Source organism: Blautia sp. HCP28S3_G10 (assembly GCF_052065235.1).
GTDB lineage: Bacteria > Bacillota > Clostridia > Lachnospirales > Lachnospiraceae > Blautia_A.
Genome location: NZ_JBQHUL010000002.1, coordinates 1 through 22,182, shown reverse-complemented (window position 1 = coordinate 22,182; position 22,182 = coordinate 1). Strand labels below are relative to the sequence as shown.

Sequence of the window (22,182 nt, the reverse complement as noted above, 5' to 3'; positions counted from 1 at the left end):
AATAGTTAACCTGATGTAATTTATTTCTTATCCGGTAAAAATCCCTTTGATGTATGGACGATGATCGGATCAAAAATCATAAACATTGCAGGAAGAACCAGCAATACTACGATCGTACTTACTACAGCACCTCGTGCCAGAAGTGTACAGATGGAACCGATCATGTCAACCTTTGAATACAGGGCTACACCAAATGTTGCCGCAAAGAAACTACATCCGCTGATAATGATCGACTTCATTGAAAACTTGTGTGCAATAGAAACAGACTCTTTTTTGCTCTTTCCGAGGTGACGCTGTTTCTGATAGTTACTTGTCATCAGGATCGCATAGTCAACCGTTGCACCAAGCTGGATTGCTCCGATTACGATGCTTGCTACGAACGGAAGTGTGACTCCCTGATAATAAGGAATTGCCATGTTTACAAAAATTGCAAATTCAATAACTGCCACAAGGATAAACGGCAGTGAAATTGATTTGAACACCAGAAGTATGATCACGAAGATGGCTGCAATAGAAAGGATATTTACCCTCTGCAGGTCAACGTCTGTGGTATCCTGAAGGTCTTTCATAAGAGGTGCCTCACCGATAACCATGGATTCCGGACTGTATTCTTTTACAATCTTCTGGATCTCTGCAAGCTGTGCATTACATTCATCCGTTGCTGAAGAATACTCAGAACAGATAAACTGTATCTCATAATCATCAGATGCCAGCATACTCTTCAAATCAGATGGAAGCATGGATTCCGGAAATGTTGGTCCGATGAAGGAATTAAGTCCCAGAGCCCATTTAACTCCATCTACTTTATCCATACGATCAAGCATTTCTGTTTTCTGCTGGCTGTCAAGACCATTTTTCAGAAGTACCATATGTACAGTACTCATATCAAACTCATCTTTTAGCTTATCATTTGCAACATTACTTGGTAATGTGGAAGGAAGTGATTTATCAATATTGTAATAAATCTGTGTATGATTGTTTCCGTAAATTGCCGGGAACAGCATTACCAGGAAGATGATGATCCATACTTTATAGTGCTTTGTAATAAATTCTGACGCTCTGTCAAGATTCGGTATCAGTGCTCTGTGTCTTGTCTTTTCGATAGCTTTGTCAAAAAGAAGGATCATAGCCGGAAGTATTGTTATACAACAGATAACTCCGATTACAACACCTTTTGCCATTACGATACCCATATCACGTCCAAGTGCAAAAGTCATAACACAAAGCGCAAGAAAACCGGCAATTGTAGTTACAGAACTTCCTGCTACAGATTTAAATGTATCTGCAATGGCATGAGCCATAGCTCTGTCTTTGTCTTCATATTTCTTCTTATATGCCTCAAAAGAGTTCAGAAGGAAAATGGAGTAGTCCATTGTAACACCCAGCTGAAGTACTGCTGTCAGGGATTTTGTGATGTAACAAACACTCCCCAGGAAAATATTGGATCCCAGGTTATAGAGAACCGCCAGTCCTACACTTAAGAGGAACAGAACCGGAACCACCAGTGAATCCATGAAAAGACAAAGAACAAGAAAAGAAAGCACTGCTGCAACTACTACATAGATTGGCATTTCTTCCAGTGCCACGTTCTTGATATCGGTAACAACGCCTGACATACCGCTGATATAACATTCTTTTGTTGCTACCTTACGCATCTCTGTTACAGCTTCCATTGCCGCATCAGAAGAAGTGGTATTGTCAAAGAGTGCAATCATCATTGTGGCATCGCCTTTAAAAAATACATTTTTAATTTTGGTCGGGAGCATATCCACCGGAAAACTCAGGTCTGCCACACTGTCATACCAGAGTACATCTTCCACATGATCGATATCTTCAAATTTTGCTTTCAAAGCAGCCACGTCTTTCATATCCATGTTTTCTACAACAACCATGGAAAAGGCGCCCATTCCGAATTCATCTACCATGATATCCTGACCCTCTACTGTTTCCAGAGACTCCGGAAGATAGCTCAGAATATCATAATTAACTCTTGTTGCCGCAATTCCGATCACTGACGGAACCAGAAGCACCAGACCGATCAATACGATCAGTACCTTATGCTTTGCGATCCATTTTCCTACCTTAATCATTACTGCCTCCTTAATTGTCCTGCCGTTTTTGTCTACAGCAATTTTGTTGTTACTGTCCAAGTTGCTGTGAACGGAGTGAACAGTAACATTTTATTGATTCTTTTTATCATTTATGACTATCAGTCATTTTCTTTATCCGAATAGAGTTATATAATAAAACTGACTGATAGTCAATATCCATTTTCCACAAAGTGTCCAAAAATAAACAGCTTATTTTTTCAATATTGACTTTTAGTCATTTTTGTCTATAATAGTTGACGAATGGATATATTTTATACAGGGAGGTCTTCTCATGGGAAAATTAGAACTGAATAAAAAGAAAAAAGAAGATGCTCTGTACAATACGGCATTTGAACTTTTTACGACCAAAGGTCCCAACAAGACGACTATCTCAGATATCGTAGAAAAAGCCGGTGTGGCCAAAGGTACCTTTTATTTATATTTCAAAGATAAATACGACATCCGCAACAAACTTGCCTCGCACAAAACAAAGGATCTTTTTTATGCAGCATATCAGGCTGTTATAGAAAATCACATCACCGGATTTCCTGCACAGCTTCATTTTATGATTGATCATATTCTGGAAAATCTGAAAAATGATTCCCAGCTTCTGATCTTTGTTTCCAAGAATCTTTCCTGGAGTGTTTTTCAGGCAGCTCTCGAAGGCCAGATGCCTGATGCAGACTGTAAATTTTATGATATGTACCTTCAGCTTATAGCGCAGGACTCCCGCACTTATGAGCATCCAGATCTTCTGCTTTTCTCTGTGATCGAGCTTGCAAGTTCTACCTGCTACAACTGCATCCTGTACCAGCAGCCGGTTCCTCTGGAAGAATATATGCCTTATCTCCACAAATCCATTGACGGCATCCTTGCCAGTTATACTACTGCTTCTGCAAATTGAATAATTTTATATATTTCTGTACAAATAAAAACAGCCGATTGTCATGATCAGCTGTTTTTCTGTTTCATATATTCAGTTATTGTAATCAGTTTTCCCTCTTTACGGGCTATTTCAGACAATTCCCGATTTCCTGCATTCATTTTTCCAAACACATCCACACAGCAGATCACCTGTTCACAGGAATCCAGCCATTTTCTGGCTGTCTCAAGATTTTTCTCACTGATTTCCTCAAAAGGCTCTTCTGCGATCACTTCTGTAGCAAGCACTTTCGCCACCTCATGATCCATATCATTCTTATGGATCACCCCGGTCACAAACGGTATGCCTGCCCTCTGCAGTTTACGGTAAACAGGAATTCCTGTTCCATTTCCACCGATCACAAAAATCTTCGGTGTTCCCTTCGGTGATTCCATCTCCAGACATCCAAATGAAGCATTATAGCTTCCCGTTGTGATTCCATAAAGATGATGGATATATTCTGATGTAAAAATTTCCTCCGGTATTCCGTATTTTTCGATTTTATCACCATGAACACAGATCACCTTGTCAGATATCTTCTGTGCAAGATCCAGTTCATGAAGTGACATCAGAACAGCCGTTCCGTTTTCCAGGACCATTTTCTTAAGAATTGCAAGTAATTCCAGCTTATGGCGGATATCCAGAAATGAAGTCGGTTCATCCAGAACAATAATCTCCGGTTCCTGACAGATAGCCCTTGCAAGAAGGATCCTCTGCCTCTGACCATCACTGATCGCAGTAAAATCTCTGTCTTTAAATTCCAGTGCATGAACCATCTCCATAGCTCTGTGAACTTTCTCCCAGTCTTCTTCTCCCAGAATCCCGAGTGTTCCTGTATACGGATAGCGCCCTGTTGCAACAATATCTTCACAGGACATAAGTTCCGGACGTATTCGTTCTGTCATAACAACAGCAAGACGCCTTGCCACTTCTTTTCCCGACATATGATTCATCATTTCATTATTCAGATAAACAGTTCCGCCTACCAGTTTCAGCTGCCTGGTCATACTTTTCAGGATAGTGGATTTTCCTGCACCGTTTGGTCCGATCAACGTCAGGATTTCGCCCTTTTTCAGCTGAATCTCAATATTTTTTATCAGCGGCTTTCCATCATAGCCGACTGTCATCTGTTCTGTACGGACAAAAAAATCTCCCATTATGCATTCCTCTTCCTGTGAATCATGATATAAATAACGATCGGTGCTCCGAAGACAGCCGTTACAGAACTTATGCTAAGCTCTGTCGGTGCAAATACTGTTCTTGCAATAAGGTCACAGAACAGACAGAATACTGCTCCGCCGAGAAAACAAGCTGGAATTACCAGTATCGGTTTTGAGGTCTTCAGAAGACTTTTTACCAGATGCGGCACAGCAATTCCAACAAATGATATCGGGCCTGCAAAAGCAGTCACACATGCAGAAAGAATACTGGACAGCAGAATAAGCGCCACACGGAACACCTTAATGTTCACGCCCATATTCTGCGCATACCCCTCTCCCAGCTGATATGCACCGATCGGTTTTGACATCAGAAATGTAATGATCAAAACCGGCACTACCACGATTGTCATAACTTTTACATTATCCCAGCTTGTGCCTGAAAAACTTCCCAGTGACCAGTTATGAAGATTGACAATATTGGAATCATCTGCAAATGTCACAACAAAATCAGTAACTGCTGAGCAGATGTATCCAATCATAATTCCGCAGATAACAAGCATTGACATCTGTCTGATTTTTTTTGCAACAGCAAGCACAAATCCCATTGAGATCATTGAACCTGCAAAAGCTGCAATGATCATGATACCTGAAGTTGCCACCATTGATTTTCCAAGAAGATAGATCATTACCAGAGCAACCACCAGTTTGGCTCCGGAAGAAATTCCCAGAACAAATGGACCTGCAATTGGATTTCCGAAAAACGTCTGCAGAAGAAAACCAGACACAGACAGTGCTCCTCCAAGGATCACTGCAGCGAGAATTCTCGGCATACGAATCTCCCATACAATATTATAAGCTGTTTCCTGTCCGTTTCTGCAAAACAGAATATCAAATACTTCCTTCAATGAAATATCAATACTTCCTGCATTAATATTCCATACTATAAAAAAGCACAGCAGAAATATCAGCAGAACAAACGAAATCAGATATCTGAACTGTAATTTCTTCCGCATATTGCGTTCCTTCCTTTATTTAAGTTTATGCATGTACGTCAGTGTATCCAGATCCGGATCATCAGATGTAAGCATGGTATGAATATCCTCGATCATTGTTCCCAGTTCCATCGTCTCCTGAAAAAGATTCTGTGAAGTACACCATACATTTCCATCCTTCACTGCCTTGAAATCTCCCAGAAGTGCACTCTTTGAAAGCAGCTGATCCACAGATGACAGTTCACCGTCAATTGTGCTGTTATAAATAATATAATCCGCATCTTTTGCTCCGGCATAAAACTCTTCCATCTGCATATTCATCGTAGAAAGAGCGTTTTCATCTCCAAGATCGTCAAAAATGTATTTACCTCCGGCCAGCTCAATCATCTTTGACACATAGTCATTAGATTTTCGAACATTGGCAGCCCCGATAGAATTAATGTAAAAAAATGCAACGGTTTTACCTGTATTATCACTGTCTTCCACTGATTTCAGTTTCTCCACCTGTTCCTGAAAAAGTTCATCAGCCATATCTTCCTTGCCAAGGAGAACTCCGTAGAGTTTCAGCCACTCTGTTCTTCCCAGAGGATAACTCTCATAGCTGGAATGCTCCACAAGAACAGGTATTCCAAAACTTTCCAGTTTTTCTTTAACTTCCGGTGAATGAGAAATCATTGTAGATTCTATTGCAAGTCCACAGTTTTTGGAAAGGATCAGTTCGTAATCCGGCGCACTGTATTTTCCTGCAAAAAGAATACTTCCGTCTTCCAGTGCTTTTTTTGCCTCATCAATATACCATCCGTCTGCATCAGTCCCGGAAAGGCTGATGCTGTCAAGCCCATCCAGTGCGCAGAAAAGATCCATAGCAGATGTTGCCACAAGATAAATATTCTGCACTGGTTTATGTATCACTGCAATATCTTTGTCCAGACCTTCCGGTGCATCTTTTCCTTCCGGAACAAGAAGGAACTGCCCGTCTCCTTCAATTGTGATCAGCGCATATCCACCTTCATAGTAATCTACGGAAAACTGATCCGCATACTGAAGTTCCAGACTGTGATCATATTTAAGTCCTGCAAGATCCGTCTTCGTCTCAGTACTCTGTTCAGTCTTTGTTTCCGTTTCTGATGTTTCTGCCATTACCGGAGTCACCGCCAGAAGAGATGTGCTGAGCGCCAGGCTTACCAATATATGTATCTTCTTTTTCATTTATTTATCTGCCTCTTTGATACTCGAAGAATCAAACTGTAACGTATAATCAATTTCATGTGGAGTACTCATAGCTACAGTATCTGCGGTAACTTCCATCGGATAATCAAAACCGTCTACCGGAATCTCAAAGGTAGAATTTCCATCTTTATTTACAGGTTCATATTTCTTATCTCCAACCAGCATATAATCATAATTTGGACTGCTCCATACGATTGTTGCTGTAACGTCCCCATCTTTCACCTCAATTGCTGCCGGAGACTCTATTGTAGCACGTCCTGTTCCGCCTTCCATGGTTACTTCAACTGTATAACTGCCATCTTCCAGCTTCAGATCTTCTGCTGTCATTTTCTTTGTATCTTCAGAACCTTCTCCCGCGCTGTCATCTGCTTTTACAGGGTTTGTGACTTTTACTTTATGGTCATACCATTTATCTTTTTTACCAATAAGTGCAACATCAAATTCCTCATCAATAGCAGGTACTGGAATATCAAATCCATACACTTTTTCTGAGTATCCGTCGCTGTATGTTACTTCATCTTCTGTTGGCTCAAGGAGTTCTGCGCCCTCCTTTTTTGCATCTTCTGCTGTTCCCATAAACAGATTCAGGATTCCTTTGCCTTTCAGGTTCACATGAATTGTCATCTTACCGTCTTTAACAACCAGTTCACCTTTGCCGTCCTTCGCTTCATTTACTGCAAACATGCTGCTGTCCGTGTCAAATTCCGCAGTATATACTCCATCCTCAAGAGTTGTATCTGCTGCACTGTCTGTCGTACCATTTTCTTCTTTTGCTATTTCTTCTGCAGTATCTTCCTGATTGTCTTCTTTGGAATCAGCTTTCTCAGTTTCACTGACCTCACCGTCTTTTACTGCTGTCTGCACAGTTTTGATTCCGCCTGCCATAACAGGGCTGAAACTTCCCAGTACCATAGCACTACTTAATGCACATACCATTAAAGCCATTGAACGTTTCATAATAATACTCTCCTTTGTTATATTTACAGAAACTGCCCGGAAGTCATCTCAAACCTCCGGGCAGCTGTAATTATTACTCTCAGACCTGAACGCTACTGCCCAGGCCAGTATTTCTTATTATTCAGCAGCCTCTGTATCTTCTGCTGTTTCATCTGTTGTTTCTGCATCTGCAGCTTCTTCTGTATCTTCTGAATCAGATACTTCTGCTCCATCTTCTGCTCCAAGAGAATCGATAGCATCTTTTGTATGAGCTACATACAGATCTTCAACAGCTTCGATTCTTCCAAGACCTGCGATCTGGCAGTCTACACTGTCAAATGCACCAGCTGCTTCAAACTGACTCTTCCAGGAATCTTCATCATCACCAGCCATATCGTTGTTTGCATGATCACCTGCAACAACCATCAGCGGACGAAGAACAACTTTCTTAAATCCGGCATCTTTGATTTTCTCAATAACAGCCTGGCATTCTGTATCTTCCGGCTTACCTTCTACAGTTCCAATGAAAGCATTTGTAAATCCAAGATCTTCCATCTGTGTCTGCATCTGATCATATGTAACGTTAGCTGTATGAGATGTTCCATGTCCCATGAATACAAATGCTGTGCCGTCATCGGCTGCTGCTTTCATATCATCGTATCCTGCTTCTTTGCATGCTTCATCTGTGATAGCCTGAGCAACTGCTTTCTTGTCATCATTGATTACTGTAGCATCATCTCCAACTTCTCCAAGCATTGGCTCTGCAATGGCAACAGATTCAAATTTATCTTTATAATTATCAATTACTCCTACCATTTCATCGTATTCAGCGCCATGCATCAGATGTGTAGGCTGAACAACAAGATTTTTAACTCCGTTATCAACTGCACGCTCAAGAGCCTGATCCATGTTGTCAATATATTCATCATCTCTTGCTTCTACGTGGTTGATGATGATCTGTGCTGTGAAAGCACGTCTTACTGACCAATCCGGATATGCTTCCTGAAGAGCATCTTCGATTCCTTTGATGTCTTCTGCACGACTGTCGTTGAAAGAAGTTCCAAAGCTTACTACAAGAAGTTCGTTTTCACCAATCTCATCCTGGTTACGCGGATCATCGTTAGATGCATCACCTGTATCAGCGCCGAAATATTCCGGACTTGCTTCTTCGCCTTCTACCAGTTCTTTCTGCGCATCTGTAAGAGCATCCCATGCTTCTTTTGCAGCTTTGCAGTCTTCATCTGTTGTATCAGTTCTTTCCTGAACATAAATCTTGTCAATGAGAGCAGCTACATTATCTGCTGCTGCCTGATCATCAGAAGCTTCTCCGTCTTCTGCTTCAGCATCGTCTTCTGCTTCAGCATCGTCCGTTGTTTCTTCTGCTGCATCTGCCTCTGTTGCAGTATCATCAGCAGCCATTGCGCTTACGCCACCCATCATGGATACAGTTGTTGCTGCCAGTAAAATGGCAAGTGCTTTTACAGTTTTGTTTTTCATTTCTTTATCCTCCTGTTTTCTATAGAAAATATAAAGTATGATATGGAAAATGCAAACCGCCTGCCATCACAAAAAAGCCTTTCACACACAGCAAAAGGATCCTCGCAACAGATTAAAACGGTACAATCAATTACTCGTGATCCGGAATGCATATTCCCGTACCAACAACAGGCAGGTTTCCTGGCTTATGAATCATCATAGTAATCTGCCTTCCCGGTTTTCCAGTGACTTATATTGTAGATTACTACTCCCCAAATACAGTGACGAGATCGTACAGGATTCTAACCTGTTTCCCTTTTAACTTTTTTATCAGCACCTGTTATTTTCTATATTTAATTTACAGACAGAATAGCACATTCACCTCAAGAATTCAATAGTCTACTTATGATTTTTGTTCTTTTTTACAAACTTTTTATACGTTCTTTTTCTTTCTGATAAACGCAGCGAAACATTCACAGACCGGAAGAAGATAAAGAAAAAAAGCTGCCAGTATGCTGATTTCCGATACACCGACTGCTGACAGTGGAACTGCACATGCAATTGACCAGGGAATCAAGGGTGCTATGACTACAGCACTGTCCTCCAGATATCCGGCCATTTTTTTCTGATCTTCTTCTGTTTTTTCGCACAGCTGTCTTGTAAGCATGATGGCAAGTGTCTGATTACATGCTACAATGCTCGTAATAACGGCAGTTACAAACACTGCAAGAAAAGGGAATGTTTTTTCAGCAAGTTCCTCCACAATTTTCTGTACATGATCCAGAATTCCGGTCTCCTGAAATATTCCTGAATATGATGAAGAGATACATACAATTGCCCCGACCTTAATCATGGAAACAATGCCTCCGCCATTCAACATGGCCGCCATCGCCGCATCACCGGAATGAAACCCGGTTATCAGAAGCTGTGAAAGCTCCTGCCAGCTTATACCCTGTGTAAAAACACATACAGGAACTGCCGTCAGAATACTCGCAAGCATTGAGATTTTTACCCCTGCCTGCAGCACAGACAATACCAGTATTACAACTGCAGGAAGAAGCGCAATCCAGCTGATCACAAACTGTCCGCTGAATATATGTACGAGATCCGGAAGTTCTGCGCTGCGCCCGGCTCTCATACTGATCAATCCATAGAGAATACAGCTAAGAACAAATGGTACTGCGGCACTTTTTATCATCGTTTTTATATTCTGATAAATATTGGTTTCAGTCAATTCCGCAACAAGAAGTGCACTTGTCGATACCGGCGAACAGCGGTCACCAAAATATACACCTGAAAGGATTGTCCCGCCAGTAAGCCATGGACTGATTTTCAACGCAGAAGCCATCGTTGCGCAGACTACACCAATAGTTGCCGCCGTTCCAAGTGCAGTTCCTGTCAGTACAGAAACCAGACAATTCAGCAGAAAAACCATAAGCAAGAACACAGATGGCTGTATAAACCGGACTGTATAACAGATCACTGCCGGAATTGTTCCTGCTGCACGCCACAGAGCTGTCATCATTCCGATGAGCACAAATGTGATCAGAATATTTTTTACTTTATATATTCCCTCAAAAGCCATATGCCCAAGTTCTTTCCATGAATAGCCTCTGCTTTTTCCGTAGCCCATAAAAAGTACAAAACCGGCCAGAAGTGCATATATAATAGAAGCTTCTGATACAATACACAGGATCAGGAAAGTGCAGAAAATTCCAAGAACCAGAAATTCCATAAATTACACCTGCTTTTTAAAAGCCTCTTTAATACTGTCATAGTGAAGAAATATTCCTTCTTCTGCAAAGGCTTTAATCTGATCCAATGTAGCAAACATATATCCATCTGTTTCCTCGGTCTGAAGATTCAGATCTTTTTCATCAATATCCATAATGAAGCGATATACGTCAACAAAATAGTTGTCACCTTCTCCGGGATTTTCTCTTTTATATGTAAAAAGATAGCCTCCCTCAGCTTCCGATGCATCCAGTCCGGTTTCTTCCTTCACTTCGCGAAGGACTGCATCTTCTGAAGCTTCACCTGCCTGTGCTGCTCCACCTGAAACTTCCCACCAGCCAGGAGCCCATGCTTTTGTCATAACTCTTTTTGTAATAAGGAATGTTCCGTCAGGTCTTCCAATCACTCCAAGCACAGTAAGATGATATTCTCCATCTTTCAGACACCAGTCATTACGTTTCATTGTTCTGCCTGTCGGTTTTTTATCTGCATCATAGATATCCCATAACTCCATTTTGATATCTCCCCTGTTCTTCTATTTAATTAAATATGCATTGACGATCTCGCCGTAATATGCAACATGTGTATCTTTGTTTGCTCCCGTAGAAAAACTGTCAACATCCTGTGGATAAAATTTTACCCTGTCCTCTTCCGTCATAGCAGCCATGTCCTGTTTCTGTTTGTAGATCACTTTGCATTCCAGTGTCAGTGGCAGTTCTTTTATTCCCGGTGTAGAAACCATCTCAGGCTCCACATAAGTGAATCCAAGTTCTTTCGCTTTATCTACATCTCTTCCTGATTTTGAACCGCAAAATCCAAGAATTTTCTTCGCACTGTCATCAACAGGAATGCTGACTGTAAATTCACCATTCTTTTCCAGAAGACTTCTGGTAAAACGATTTTCTCTGATAAAAGTAACAAAAACAGGTTTTCCCCATTCAATTCCGGTCATGCCCCATGAAATTGTCATGGAATTTATTCTGCCATCGGCTTTTCCTGTAATAAGCACACCCTTTCTGACCCTTTTCAGAATTTCTCCCATATGTTCATATACATCTATTTTTTCCTTCATTTAAGATTTCCTCCTGTAGCTTTTTCTTTATCATAATAAAGTAAAAAAGTATCCTGCGCAAGTGTATAATTATCATACTTTATTTTTTTGCCAGTACATTGCTATCTGCACCATTTTTATTTTATGTCATAAAATATATGGAAATAACTTTTATGGCAGAAAGGATTTGTTCATGGAAAATTTTCAGATGAACCGTCCATGCGGTCGCCCATATAATGCAACCTGCGGAATGGCCAGAGAGATGATGTCAGGGCAGCAGTGTTCCTGTCGCTCTTCCTCCGGAAAAAAACCAATGCCTTCTTCTTCGTCCTGCTCATGTCAGCTTCCGGGAGTCAAGAGCAATGATCCGGAAATGTATACACATATAGATCAGATGGAACCCACTATGGCCTATATACCCTGTCAGAAATTTACCACAGTTTATGACCTTGGCTATGCTCTGAAAGAAGGAACTGTTTTTCCTCAGTTGTGTAAACCATTTTGCGGAAGGAGGGGCATGCAGAGATGATGTATCGAAATTCCTGTACACCCAGAGAAAAACTTCTGAACCGTATTAATGAGGTCAGTTTTGCCGTTGATGATATTCTTCTCTATCTTGATACTCATCCCGGCTGTCAGGAAGCTCTCACATTTTATCAGGACTGTGCCCGGGAGCGCCAGCAACTGATGAAGGAATATGCCCAGTGTTATGGACCTCTTACCATTGATGATGCACTGGAATCTGACAGCAATACCTGGAAATGGGTTGAACAGCCATTTCCATGGCAGATGGAAGGAGGGTGCAGATAATTTATGTGGAATTATGAAAAAAGACTCCAATACCCGGTAAATATCAAAACTCCCAATGCAAAAATCGCACAGTATATCATGAGTCAGTACGGTGGCCCGGACTTCCATACCCTATAATGCAAAAAATTGACATTTTGAGATGATACAATATTCCCGGCAGATGGGTACCTGCCGGGAGTTTTTTTACTTTTTATCAATCCATTTACAGATATAATGCGCTACAATATTGCCGGCTAATATAATAAAAAATAGTCCTACATATTTCATTATGCTCACCTCCAAGCTTATTGTACCTGTATTATACCACAGTCTATGAGGGTGCTGTATATTTTTATTGTAAAAATCAGGGTGACTTTTTGGATTTAATAGCATATGATAAAAACAGCTAAGGATTATGGTGATAATCCATTGAGAGCAAACGAAACCCCCGGAAGTCTCGCACACTTCCGGGGTTTTTGTTCCGTTTATTACTGTTTTTTGATATACGTTGCAGATACAAAACCGTAGTACTTACCGGCGATCCGGATATAATACCAGCTGGATTTATCTGCAGCTTTAATGGTATCACACACGTCTACCAGATTTCCTTTCTTCAGGAGCGGCCACTTCTTGATGGTCGGATTCTCTTTACCTGCCCAGGAACGGACATTCAGTTCTGTTGCGGTGACTTTTCCTACCCATTTCGGTGTCTTACTCAGAGTCTTCGCAGTCTCTGTTGATTTCTGATCTGTTCCTGTTCCGTAGTCAATCCATACATAACCGTCAATGTCTCTTGAAGTCAGTTTGTATTTCTTGTTCCTGCAGGAGCCACCGTTGGCGATCACTCCGGAAGCACTGGAAGTATTTCCTTCGTTGGTGTATACGTAAGTAGTGTCAAATTTCCGCACAGAACCAATATGTGCGCCGTTCCGGAAGATGATCAGTGCACCTTTCTTCGGTGTTTTCTTCCAGGTACCTTTTGTCTGTGCATGTCGTGTAACATTTCTGCAGTTATAAAAACCGCCTCCCATGATCTGGAGGGCTTTTGCAAGGCCAAATACTTTTACCAGCTTCCAGAACTGGTATACCGCACACCATGGCTGCCCCTGACACCCTGGCTGTCCCCAGGAGTTTACATCACGGGCAAACTTTGTATAATTATTGTAACCGGTATTCTTCTGGAAATCGTCCAGATATGCTGCTGATTTCTTTTCCAGATATGGGGTGCCTGTCGTTTCACCGGCATAATAATCCCCAAGGTCCGTGAATTCTTTTAACTTATCCACCGTAGTTTCCTCCTTCTTCGGTTCTGTTTTGCTGTAATCCTTATAAAACACATTCCTGTCTACTTTTCCGGAAATACCCGGAATCACAGCCTTACTACTGTACTGCCAGCCAATTCCGAAATCCGGCCGAAGCCGTTCCACCAGAATTCCCTTGTCATTAGTGGGATAGCGGGCGATCCAGAAATCATATTTTTTCAAATGAGAGCAGATCACAGTGTTGTACCAGTCCAAATTACAATAAATTCCGAATTCATAGCCTGCTGCCACAATGATCTCCCGGAAAGCCTCAGCCATCTTGTGGATACTCTCAGCACCAAGGCGGCGCTGTGAATTATATTCCAGGTCCAGGAACACCGGATACTGGATCTTCCGGCCATTCAGAATGCTGACGATCTTTCTTGCTTCACTCTGGATTTCTGCAATGTTCATTGCATAAGAATACCGGTACACGCCAACAGGAATCTTATTTTCCGTACAGCCTTTGTAGTTGGCTTCAAAATACGGGTCGATCACGTTTCCTGCTTCCGTGATCCGGATAATAGTGAATCCCATTCCATAGGCTGCCACTTTTTTCCAGTCAATCTTTTTCTGCCATGCAGAAACATCAATACCTTTGATTTCCATAAGAATCCCTCCTAAGAATCAAAAAAGAGGACGATCACTCGCCCTCAGAATCTTTATACTTTGTTCTGTCCCAGATGGATTTTACCTTCTCCCAGCCGCCTGTCGAAACCAGATATACAATAAATGCGGCAACGAAAGAAGCAAAAATGTAATAGCCTGTGATTGATACTTTATAATATGCGCACAAAAACGCCAGCGTTACAGGACACAGGATCAGTGATGTGACAAGCGCCACAACACTTGTGGGGATTTTCTTAAGCCCCGGCATCTCTTTGATCACCTGAACAATAATTGATACCAGGAAGGCAAGCACACCGATCAGCGCCAGTCCATAAGTTACATACTGCATCATTACATTAATATCCATGGTCATTCTCCTTTTTCTTTAAATGCAATTCATCAATTTCTTTTTTCATTTTTGTCACCATACTATTCCCTCCCAGTTCATGATATGCCTGGTACATCTCATTAAAGTTTTCATAGGCATACGAAGGGATACTGCCCTCTTTCATGTACTTTGTGTGATATTCGATCAGCTGTACACGAAGCAGGAGCATGGTTCCCTTGCTGTTTGCGTCCCGGTCCTTTTTCTGGTTCTTCAGAAGCCAGACGATATACCCCAGGATTATAGGCAGGACAATAATGTAGGTCTGCATAAGTATTTCTTTCAATATTTCACACTTTCTCCGGTTGCGCCGGCGCAAATTTACTTAAATTGAAAGAATTTATGGTGCTGCTCTAATCATATTAAAAACTGACAGATAAAGAATTAAACACGAAGTCAAATAAGGCTATAATTTGTGAAGGAACATCTCACACCTTTCCTTCAATAGCGAAAGACAATTCGGTTGAGTGGAGTTTTACCGTTCCGGCTTGTATTGTAACTTGACTCTTTCAGACGGGATTTTCCCAGAGTACCGTCTTTCTTTTCTTCCCTGGTATACTCATCTTTTGTCATGTACGCAGCCAACTTTGTAAAATCCTCATCATAGATCTTCGGGTCGTTCCGGATCTCCACGGAATAGGTACCTCCCTTTGTCCAGGCTTTCTGCATGATGCTGGCTGTATCACCGATCTCATTCACTACAAAATGGATATGCCAGGCTCCCTTTGTACCTCTTTCGATATTGCGGATCCAGAAAAGTTCATATCCTCTTTTCTTGTATTCAGCCCTCACCTTCCGGATAGCCTTTTGGAAATCTTTCAAAGCTGCCACCATATCAGGTGGACGGTTCCCCATGGCATAGGTCCATGTCCCGAAGCAGACCCCCGGTGTGAAGTATTCCAACAGCCTGTGTCTGCACCGCATGGCTTTGTTCTGTGCATTCACCAGACGCATCTGTTCTTCTGTAGGCTTCTTCTTTTTTATCCTCTTTTTTCCAGGTGCACCATAATTCCCAGCATGATGTTTCCGGATCTCTATGATCATCTTTTTCCGGAAGCTGTATTCTTCTCTCTTTACCATAGCGTATGTCCTAACTTTAATATCTTAATCAAGTCCTAATACGGCGGTTTTCCCCCGTTTTTCGGTAAAAAAAATTACAGGATTTCTCCTGTAATCTCTTGACGCTATGCCCTCCAGATGCTATCATAATAATGTATTATTATTGTCGTGAGGACATAACCCGGCCCGTGTATTCCCGTACACGGGTCACCTTTTTTGTTTTAAAAGTTCTCTTAACTCTTTCGGTGTCCCAAGATCTTCATATTCCCCCAAAAGGTTGGCGACTTCACCAAATACATTTAATTCTTCCTGTTGCCATTCCATGCGGATCGTCTTCTGGGTACACATGGGGATCCTGTAGGATCCGTTGGGATTCTTTCTTGTCAGTCTCATTTATCTGCTCCTGTCAGTGTTTTTATTTCTTCAAGAAATCTCTTCTTTGATCTCTAGCTCTGGAATTCGTATGCCTGCCCTTCCCTGCAGGAACGGTTTATGTAGTATCCAGTCCGGTTCAGAAGACTTCTGGCCCTCGTTTCCTGTGTCGTATGATGTGCACATGGGTCTTCCAGGATCCTTCTGGCTTCATTGATCACATTCCAGAGTGCCCGGTTCTCAATTTCCAGTCTGATCAGTTCGTCCATGCTTTCCACATCCTTGCTATGTATGTCATTCCGATCAGTGCCAGTGCTCCGGCAATCTGACCACCTGCGTTATCCCAGATCCAGAACGGAAGATAACTTGCGCAGCCTCCGATCAGAACGGAATCAATTAAATCTCTCATGCTTGTCCCTCCCCGCTGCCCTTATCCGGCAGCCTTTCTCTCATAGTTCATTGCCTGAAGTGCGTTTTCCACACGTTCCCGGACAATCTCAGATGCTTTTGCACCCGAAACCTCTTCTTTTACACCATTAACCTGTATTCTGGTGATGAATTCTATCTTCTTCACAGCCTCACCTCCCTGTGATATGGTATGAAATGTACTTGTCTGTGGTTCCTATATCCTTTTTCTTCAATTCCTGTCTATTCTGGTTGTGCATATTGTGTATTATGTGATGTCCTCCTATACTGAATTTACAGGACACTGCCATGTCCGAGTAAAATGAAAGGAGTGACAATATGGAACCAAAGTCAATAAATATAAATGGTTATGATACTTACTTTACTGAGTGCGAAGATTCTGCCGGAAAGTATCTTTTAATTACCGTTCCACCTAATGCTGGCAAAAACATTTCTGATATCGCTAGTACATTTGTAAATAACCATTTAATCAAAATGATTGACTATGCTACTACAGATGGCATACGATTCATCAAGACTTATTATTAAGCACAACATCTATTCGATTGCACTCTACCAGCGCATCTGTTGACAAAGCAAATAATCTTTGCAACGGCCATCCTTCAGGTCCCGGTAGAGTTACGATTGTAGGTGTGTCAGCATCCTGTCCGTTAATTTTTAATATTCCTTTATCTATATCTACTTCCAATGATCTAATTTCTCTCACTTCTCTCACCCCCTTACGCTGATTCCTTTTTGCCTGATTCAGTTGCTCATTGTTTCCTTGCATTAAATCCTGTATACTTTAGTTATCTACAACGAAAGGAGTTCCTCATGACCATTACCAAATATTCTTTAAAAATTCTTCGATACATATACCATCGAAAATCTGTCTCATATTCAAAATTGAATATGCAATTTGATGATATTGACGAAATACTGGACAGCCTTGTCCGAAGTCATTATGTTGTCCAAATTGGCGGAAGCACCAATCAATATGGTGAACCTGTTCCGTTTCGTGAAGATACTCTCTTTAAACTTGATGAGCTAGGCATCGCAGAAGTCGAAAGTAAGCAATGGTTCAATCTACAGTTTGTTTTGTTACAAATCGTCCTTCCTATCGTCATTGCAATCATTACAACTCTGATCACAATATTCCTAACAGTACTGCTATCCCCATCCCTATGAACCTTCCTATGATACCGCCAATGATGGGGATTGCGGCATCTTCAAGAAAAAACTTTATTTTGTCTATCATCTCTACGCTCCCTTCTTCTGGTATAACAAAAATATTAACTTTTTACCACTTTTGCTCCTATTCTAATTACAGACATTGATGTACCAAATATTGCGAAAGGGCAAAAATTATGGATAACAATTTTACTGTTACAGCTGCATTTGTAACTGCTTTTGCGGCCATTGTTGCTCCGACAATCACTGCTCTCATCCATTCCATCAAGGAATACAAAATTTCAAAAATGAATTCTACAATTGTAAAACGCCTTGAATTATGCGAAATATTCACTGATGCCTATTCTTCCTGTCAATATGGTACTGAAAAGTGCGGTTTTGCTTTGGCTTTTTACAAAAAATCTCTTAAGTTAGCAACCGTTTGTCATCGTCGAAGTGTTCGGCGTTCCCTTTTTCTTTTAGCAAACGAAGTATTGCAAAATGGTGCTTCCAAGGATACCGACAAACTGTATGAACACTGCATCCAGTTATTATCCAAAGAGTTTTAGTTCCAACAATACAGGGGCATAGCCCAAAAACGCAACTATCTCTCCTAGTATCAGTAATACAAGCCATATTACGTTATTTTCAGAAAAAGCAGAGATAACAATCGCTAAAATCAAAAGCCCTGTACCTACAATACAACATGCTAATTGCAACTTCTTTCGCCTCCTTTCTGGTTTGAATGTTTTTGTGTCTTTTAGGACGCTTTTTCTGCAAAAAAAATTCCCATAGGAGATTCAAGTTCCAATAAATCTATGATAGCCTGAATTTCACTCTGAATAAATTCTGATAAGCCATTGCATTTTCTATAAAATGCCGATCTGCTGATATGAATCTTTTTGCAAAGCTCTTCTTGACTTATTTTTCTCTTTTTCATTTCATATTCTAATTTGTATTTATCCATCCAACACTTCCTCCTTTCCTGTGTCGTTTAGGACACTTATGAAATACCACATCTATTTCACCTCTGTCAATACCATTTGTGTATTTTATGACACTTTTTATTTGTTTTATATTTATATGTTGCGTAAAAGACACATTTATGATATTATTTCCGTAACGGAGGTGAACTGGTTTGGAAAGTATGGGAACACGCATAAAAAATTTACGTTTAGAAAACAATATGACTCTTGAAGAGTTAGGAAATAAAGTAGGTGTAGGAAAAAGTACTGTCCGAAAATGGGAAAACGGAATGATCGCAAATATGCGCCGTGACAAAATCGCAAAATTAGCAGATGCACTAAATGTCTCTCCTGCATATTTAATGGGGTGGAACGAATCCTCTGCACCTGCTGCCACTATTGAATTATACAATGTTCATTGCGAAACTAAAAATGAAGCTGATTTGGTTCTTTCCTATAGGAAATTAAATGAACACAACCAGAGAAAAGTACTCACATACTCTCAGAATCTTCTCTCCACCCAGCAGATGGAAGAAGACGTTCTCGCCGCTCATGCCCGTACAGATGTTAAACAGACATCGGAAGGTGTTCAGCATGATCTTGATATTATGAATGATGATTCAGAATGGGAATGAAAATGAAACCTAAAGTATTTATTACTGCTCCTTTTAATTTGCAGTTCAATGATTATCTTTCAGAACCTTTAAAGTATGATTTCATTTATCAGTCAAAAGGTTTGCAAAAACATATTGAGAAAAGGCACCCTGAATGTCTCCCTTATTTATCTTTGTTATCTTCTATTATTGAAGATCCTGATTATATTGGTGTAAATCCAAACGAAAAAGGAACAAGTTTTGAATTGGTAAAAGTAATGAGTGAGAATGTTCAAATAGGTATAAAGCTCGATATGGCAGAAGATTATCTCTATGTTGCTACATTGCACACAATCACCCCTGGAAAATTGCAACATGGGATAGAAAATGGTCGATTAAAAAGATTTGACAAATAGTGAATATATATTTATAATAATGACATAAGATAATAAACAAGTAGCAAAGGTCGGAAAGGCTCCCGACACACTCGTAAGAGTACCTGAGATGATGGATACGCCGCCCATCTTGTTACTTGGCTTACTATTAAGGTGTTGCCATTATGGTAGCACCTTTTTATTTTGCTTCAAATTTTAAATGCAATAATAGCGTGTCCGATCGGACAGACAGATACTTTGACAATAGAATATATTTACCCAGGAAGCCAGGGGACGTGCTCTCATCTGATCTAAGCCTTACAAAAAGGGTGATTATTATGAGTACAGCGGAAGAGCTTTGGAATTGTATTCCAAAGCTCAGACTGTAGACAAACTTGGTGCTGGGTGTTATGCCCAGCACCATTTTTCTTTAAATTTTGGTTTTATTCTTGTTCTTAGCTCAAAATATAAAAAAGTGGCTGTATTCCAGCCTCGTTTTTCCAGAATCTTTGCCAGTTTTTTCAGATTCATGCATGCAAAGGTAAGCCCGGCTTTCATCTCCATCCGTGCCTTTCCTACATATTGCGTATATCGAAATCCATGCTGTTCTTTCGCTGTACCGAATATCCTCTCTATGGTTTCTTTTCTTAACTGATAGATCTGTCTGTTTCCTATCGTGTGCCCAATGTCTTCTGCCACTTCCATATATTCTTCCCATACATGACGTGTGATCATTTTTACATGATCCTTACTTTCTGTGCATTTTGAAAGATATTGGCATTCAGCACAATGTTCACCGCAGCTTTTATACTCTTTATATCTACTTCTGTTTGTTGTACTGTATGTCAATATATGTGCTCCCGGACATATACAACAATCATAGTATTCATCATATGCGAATTCGTGTTTTCCGAAAAAGCCTTCTTTGGTCTTGGGACGGGTATACGGAAAAAGTGGTTGATATCCAAGGATCCAGCCATGTTTATCACAGGCAGTTTCTACAGCATATGCAAAAACGTGTTTATGTTCACCCTTTCGAAACCATCCACTTTCCGGATCGCTGATGCTGCATTTTTGTGTTTTCACATCTTCAGGAAGTTCTTCAGATATAGAATCCTTATCATTTCCGGTTCCACCGGATGCAGGTGGCTGGTTATCATCTTTTTTCTTCAATGGTTTTTTCCATGTGCTAGACGATCTTTTTCAATCTCTTTATTTAATTCCTCTTCATACCAGAGAGCCTGTTCGTGTGCAACCCGCTTACGCATTTTTTTACTGTTTGCACAGACTTTTACATGTGTTGCATCCACGAAGATCTGTTCTGTATTTACAAGCTTATATTTCATACAATCTTCCAAAATCTTTGAAAAGATCTGCTCAAAAAGGTCTGTATCTTTGAAACGGCGGGTATAATTCTTTCCAAATGTAGAAAAATGAGGTACTGGATCTAACATGTCTAGTCCGAGAAACCAGCGGTATGCAACGTTTACCTCGATCTCTTTCATGGTCTGCCGCATGCTTTTTATTCCATAGAGATACTGAATGAATGGTATCTTTATCAGCATAACGGGATCCATACTGGGGCGGCCGTTATCCGGACAGTATTTTTCTTCAACCAGATCATAAATAAAGTTCCAATTGATTGCTTTATCAATCAATCGCAGCATATGGTTTTGAGGTACCATGTCATCCATGGAAAACATCATCATTTGTTCTCTTTTTTTATCTGCATTTTTCGTCATCATAAAAAACACCGCCCTTCTGATATTTATTATATCAGAAAAGCGGTTCCAACAATAGCAAAACCCTGCAAAAACAGGGCTTTGTCTACAGTCTGAAACAAACTCCCCGGAATGAGCCGGGGAGTTTGTTATTTTAGCCTTTTTTGCAGGAAGCTTCACATGGATTATCAAAACTGGGATTGAAAGCATAAAAGTTCTTGGCTTCCAGATGTTCCTGAAGAGAACGGAGTGCTTCACCGAAACGCTGAAAGTGTACGATCTCACGTGCCCGCAGGAAGCGGATTGGGTCTGCAACTTCGGGTATGTCTCTTACAACACGGAGAATGTTGTCGTAAGTGGAGCGTGCTTTTTGTTCTGCAGCCAGATCTTCAAACAAATCGGTGATCGGGTCGCCTTTGCTTTGAAATTCACAGGCATTAAAAGGAACACCACCTGCTGCCTGGGGCCAGATGCCTACAGTATGATCAATATAATACGGGCCAAAACCGCTTTTTTCAATTTCTTCCATAGAAAGATTTCTGGTCAGCTGGTGGACGATGGTGGATACCATTTCCAGGTGTGCAAGCTCTTCCGTACCTACATCTGTTAATACTGCAGCGGACACTTTGTCAGGCATTGCAAAACGTTGGGAAAGATAGCGCATGGAAGCCCCGATTTCACCATCCGGGCCACCAGAGTGCAATACCCTATAATAGTGCCGCAAACCCAGTGTTTATAAGGGCACTGAAAAACTCCCATTTTTTTAAGGTGGGAGTTCTTCTTTTATAATTTTTCTTGTAATTTCTAATTATATTACAAAAAAACGCTATGGTTTACCCCATAGCCAA

Annotated in this window: 27 protein-coding genes, 3 pseudogenes and 1 riboswitch; of the genes and pseudogenes, 9 read left to right on the top strand and 21 right to left on the bottom strand. The window is 40.8% G+C overall.

Translation table 11 applies throughout. The features are described from left to right. Positions 1–20 precede the first annotated feature (20 nt). Entirely contained in the window at positions 21–2,090 is a 2,070-nt protein-coding gene (locus ACTNB8_RS01355; RefSeq protein WP_441051650.1) for an efflux RND transporter permease subunit, read from the bottom strand. Positions 2,091–2,382: 292 nt separating this feature from the next. On the opposite strand from ACTNB8_RS01355, the gene ACTNB8_RS01350 reads away from it, so the two are divergent. Continuing rightward, entirely contained in the window at positions 2,383–2,994 is a 612-nt protein-coding gene (locus ACTNB8_RS01350; protein ID WP_441051648.1) for a TetR/AcrR family transcriptional regulator, read from the top strand. A 47-nt stretch (positions 2,995–3,041) separates the two neighbouring features. On the opposite strand, the gene ACTNB8_RS01345 is transcribed toward ACTNB8_RS01350, so the two are convergent. The 8 genes from ACTNB8_RS01345 to ACTNB8_RS01310 all read right to left on the bottom strand — a co-directional run bounded on the left by ACTNB8_RS01345 (position 3,042) and on the right by ACTNB8_RS01310 (position 11,612). Beyond that, entirely contained in the window at positions 3,042–4,169 is a 1,128-nt protein-coding gene (locus ACTNB8_RS01345) for an ABC transporter ATP-binding protein (protein ID WP_441051647.1), read from the bottom strand. Next, the gene (locus ACTNB8_RS01340; RefSeq protein ID WP_441051645.1) at positions 4,169–5,185 is read right to left on the bottom strand and encodes a FecCD family ABC transporter permease; all 1,017 of its coding nucleotides are present in this window, start codon (positions 5,183–5,185) and stop codon (positions 4,169–4,171) included. Before ACTNB8_RS01340 ends, ACTNB8_RS01345 begins: the two co-directional genes overlap by 1 nt. Positions 5,186–5,200: 15 nt before the next feature. After that, positions 5,201–6,373: an ABC transporter substrate-binding protein gene (locus ACTNB8_RS01335; protein WP_441051644.1), complete on the bottom strand. Its 1,173-nt coding sequence runs from the start codon at positions 6,371–6,373 to the stop codon at positions 5,201–5,203. After that, entirely contained in the window at positions 6,374–7,351 is a 978-nt protein-coding gene (locus ACTNB8_RS01330) for a hypothetical protein (RefSeq protein ID WP_441051642.1), read from the bottom strand. A 117-nt stretch (positions 7,352–7,468) separates the two neighbouring features. Continuing rightward, positions 7,469–8,827 (bottom strand): sirohydrochlorin cobaltochelatase, encoded by a 1,359-nt coding sequence (locus ACTNB8_RS01325; RefSeq protein WP_441051640.1) that lies wholly within the window; start codon positions 8,825–8,827, stop codon positions 7,469–7,471. Positions 8,828–8,980: 153 nt separating this feature from the next. Continuing rightward, a riboswitch (cobalamin riboswitch) is annotated at positions 8,981–9,162 on the bottom strand. A gap of 77 nt (positions 9,163–9,239) precedes the next feature. Beyond that, the gene (locus ACTNB8_RS01320; protein WP_441051639.1) at positions 9,240–10,541 is read right to left on the bottom strand and encodes a Na+/H+ antiporter NhaC family protein; all 1,302 of its coding nucleotides are present in this window, start codon (positions 10,539–10,541) and stop codon (positions 9,240–9,242) included. A gap of 3 nt (positions 10,542–10,544) precedes the next feature. After that, positions 10,545–11,054: an NUDIX hydrolase gene (locus ACTNB8_RS01315; RefSeq protein WP_441051636.1), complete on the bottom strand. Its 510-nt coding sequence runs from the start codon at positions 11,052–11,054 to the stop codon at positions 10,545–10,547. A gap of 21 nt (positions 11,055–11,075) precedes the next feature. Beyond that, entirely contained in the window at positions 11,076–11,612 is a 537-nt protein-coding gene (locus ACTNB8_RS01310; protein ID WP_441051635.1) for a flavin reductase family protein, read from the bottom strand. A gap of 172 nt (positions 11,613–11,784) precedes the next feature. Here ACTNB8_RS01310 and ACTNB8_RS01305 point away from each other — a divergent pair, with 172 nt between their 5' ends. From ACTNB8_RS01305 to ACTNB8_RS01295, 3 genes and pseudogenes are all read left to right on the top strand, one after another. Next, the gene (locus tag ACTNB8_RS01305) at positions 11,785–12,120 is read left to right on the top strand and encodes a spore coat associated protein CotJA (RefSeq protein WP_441051632.1); all 336 of its coding nucleotides are present in this window, start codon (positions 11,785–11,787) and stop codon (positions 12,118–12,120) included. Further along, positions 12,117–12,401: a spore coat protein CotJB gene (locus ACTNB8_RS01300; protein WP_441051630.1), complete on the top strand. Its 285-nt coding sequence runs from the start codon at positions 12,117–12,119 to the stop codon at positions 12,399–12,401. Before ACTNB8_RS01305 ends, ACTNB8_RS01300 begins: the two co-directional genes overlap by 4 nt. Before the next feature lie 3 nt (positions 12,402–12,404). Next, a pseudogene (locus ACTNB8_RS01295) lies at positions 12,405–12,503 on the top strand (manganese catalase family protein); the annotation flags it as partial. Positions 12,504–12,868: 365 nt separating this feature from the next. Here ACTNB8_RS01295 and ACTNB8_RS01290 read toward each other — a convergent pair. The 8 genes from ACTNB8_RS01290 to ACTNB8_RS01255 form a co-directional block, all read right to left on the bottom strand. Next, positions 12,869–14,290, bottom strand: a complete 1,422-nt coding sequence (locus ACTNB8_RS01290; protein ID WP_441051628.1) for a GH25 family lysozyme — start codon at positions 14,288–14,290, stop codon at positions 12,869–12,871. 34 nt (positions 14,291–14,324) lie between these two features. Next, positions 14,325–14,657, bottom strand: coding sequence for a ribonuclease (locus ACTNB8_RS01285; RefSeq protein WP_296157101.1), 333 nt, complete (start codon positions 14,655–14,657; stop codon positions 14,325–14,327). Continuing rightward, complete coding sequence (locus ACTNB8_RS01280; RefSeq protein ID WP_441051625.1) at positions 14,647–14,961, bottom strand: hypothetical protein; 315 nt, start codon at positions 14,959–14,961, stop codon at positions 14,647–14,649. The genes ACTNB8_RS01285 and ACTNB8_RS01280 overlap by 11 nt, the downstream gene beginning before the upstream one ends. 155 nt (positions 14,962–15,116) lie before the next feature. Further along, entirely contained in the window at positions 15,117–15,755 is a 639-nt protein-coding gene (locus tag ACTNB8_RS01275; protein WP_441051622.1) for a rolling circle replication-associated protein, read from the bottom strand. A 186-nt stretch (positions 15,756–15,941) separates the two neighbouring features. After that, complete coding sequence (locus ACTNB8_RS01270) at positions 15,942–16,127, bottom strand: hypothetical protein (RefSeq protein ID WP_296158249.1); 186 nt, start codon at positions 16,125–16,127, stop codon at positions 15,942–15,944. A gap of 53 nt (positions 16,128–16,180) precedes the next feature. After that, positions 16,181–16,375 (bottom strand): hypothetical protein, encoded by a 195-nt coding sequence (locus tag ACTNB8_RS01265; RefSeq protein WP_441051620.1) that lies wholly within the window; start codon positions 16,373–16,375, stop codon positions 16,181–16,183. After that, positions 16,363–16,515, bottom strand: coding sequence for a hypothetical protein (locus tag ACTNB8_RS01260; protein ID WP_441051617.1), 153 nt, complete (start codon positions 16,513–16,515; stop codon positions 16,363–16,365). The genes ACTNB8_RS01265 and ACTNB8_RS01260 overlap by 13 nt, the downstream gene beginning before the upstream one ends. A gap of 21 nt (positions 16,516–16,536) precedes the next feature. Beyond that, the gene (locus tag ACTNB8_RS01255; RefSeq protein WP_441051614.1) at positions 16,537–16,680 is read right to left on the bottom strand and encodes a hypothetical protein; all 144 of its coding nucleotides are present in this window, start codon (positions 16,678–16,680) and stop codon (positions 16,537–16,539) included. A 170-nt stretch (positions 16,681–16,850) separates the two neighbouring features. On the opposite strand from ACTNB8_RS01255, the gene ACTNB8_RS01250 reads away from it, so the two are divergent. Beyond that, on the top strand, positions 16,851–17,060 hold the full coding sequence (locus ACTNB8_RS01250) for a hypothetical protein (RefSeq protein WP_441051613.1): 210 nt from the start codon (positions 16,851–16,853) through the stop codon (positions 17,058–17,060). On the opposite strand, the gene ACTNB8_RS01245 is transcribed toward ACTNB8_RS01250, so the two are convergent. Beyond that, positions 17,044–17,238 (bottom strand): hypothetical protein, encoded by a 195-nt coding sequence (locus ACTNB8_RS01245; protein WP_441051610.1) that lies wholly within the window; start codon positions 17,236–17,238, stop codon positions 17,044–17,046. The two genes, ACTNB8_RS01250 and ACTNB8_RS01245, sit on opposite strands and share 17 nt — an antisense overlap. A 107-nt stretch (positions 17,239–17,345) precedes the next feature. Here ACTNB8_RS01245 and ACTNB8_RS01240 point away from each other — a divergent pair, with 107 nt between their 5' ends. Both ACTNB8_RS01240 and ACTNB8_RS01235 read left to right on the top strand, forming a co-directional pair. Next, on the top strand, positions 17,346–17,699 hold the full coding sequence (locus tag ACTNB8_RS01240; protein WP_441051607.1) for a hypothetical protein: 354 nt from the start codon (positions 17,346–17,348) through the stop codon (positions 17,697–17,699). Positions 17,700–17,878: 179 nt separating this feature from the next. Next, a complete protein-coding gene (locus ACTNB8_RS01235) occupies positions 17,879–18,250 on the top strand; it encodes a hypothetical protein (RefSeq protein WP_441051604.1) in 372 nt (123 codons plus the stop codon). A 191-nt stretch (positions 18,251–18,441) separates the two neighbouring features. On the opposite strand, the gene ACTNB8_RS01230 is transcribed toward ACTNB8_RS01235, so the two are convergent. After that, positions 18,442–18,648 (bottom strand): helix-turn-helix domain-containing protein, encoded by a 207-nt coding sequence (locus ACTNB8_RS01230; RefSeq protein WP_441051602.1) that lies wholly within the window; start codon positions 18,646–18,648, stop codon positions 18,442–18,444. A 180-nt stretch (positions 18,649–18,828) separates the two neighbouring features. Here ACTNB8_RS01230 and ACTNB8_RS01225 point away from each other — a divergent pair, with 180 nt between their 5' ends. Then, positions 18,829–19,281 carry a helix-turn-helix domain-containing protein gene (locus ACTNB8_RS01225; RefSeq protein ID WP_441051932.1) on the top strand — a complete coding sequence of 151 codons (453 nt, stop codon included), beginning with the start codon at positions 18,829–18,831 and terminating at the stop codon, positions 19,279–19,281. Then, on the top strand, positions 19,272–19,655 hold the full coding sequence (locus ACTNB8_RS01220; protein WP_441051599.1) for a hypothetical protein: 384 nt from the start codon (positions 19,272–19,274) through the stop codon (positions 19,653–19,655). The genes ACTNB8_RS01225 and ACTNB8_RS01220 overlap by 10 nt, the downstream gene beginning before the upstream one ends. A 366-nt stretch (positions 19,656–20,021) precedes the next feature. On the opposite strand, the pseudogene ACTNB8_RS01215 reads toward ACTNB8_RS01220, so the two are convergent. Together ACTNB8_RS01215 and ACTNB8_RS01210 are read right to left on the bottom strand one after the other, a co-directional pair. Further along, positions 20,022–21,358: pseudogene (locus ACTNB8_RS01215) on the bottom strand (transposase). Positions 21,359–21,488: 130 nt separating this feature from the next. Then, positions 21,489–22,028 (bottom strand): annotated as a pseudogene (locus ACTNB8_RS01210) (manganese catalase family protein); the annotation flags it as partial. Positions 22,029–22,182 lie beyond the last annotated feature (154 nt).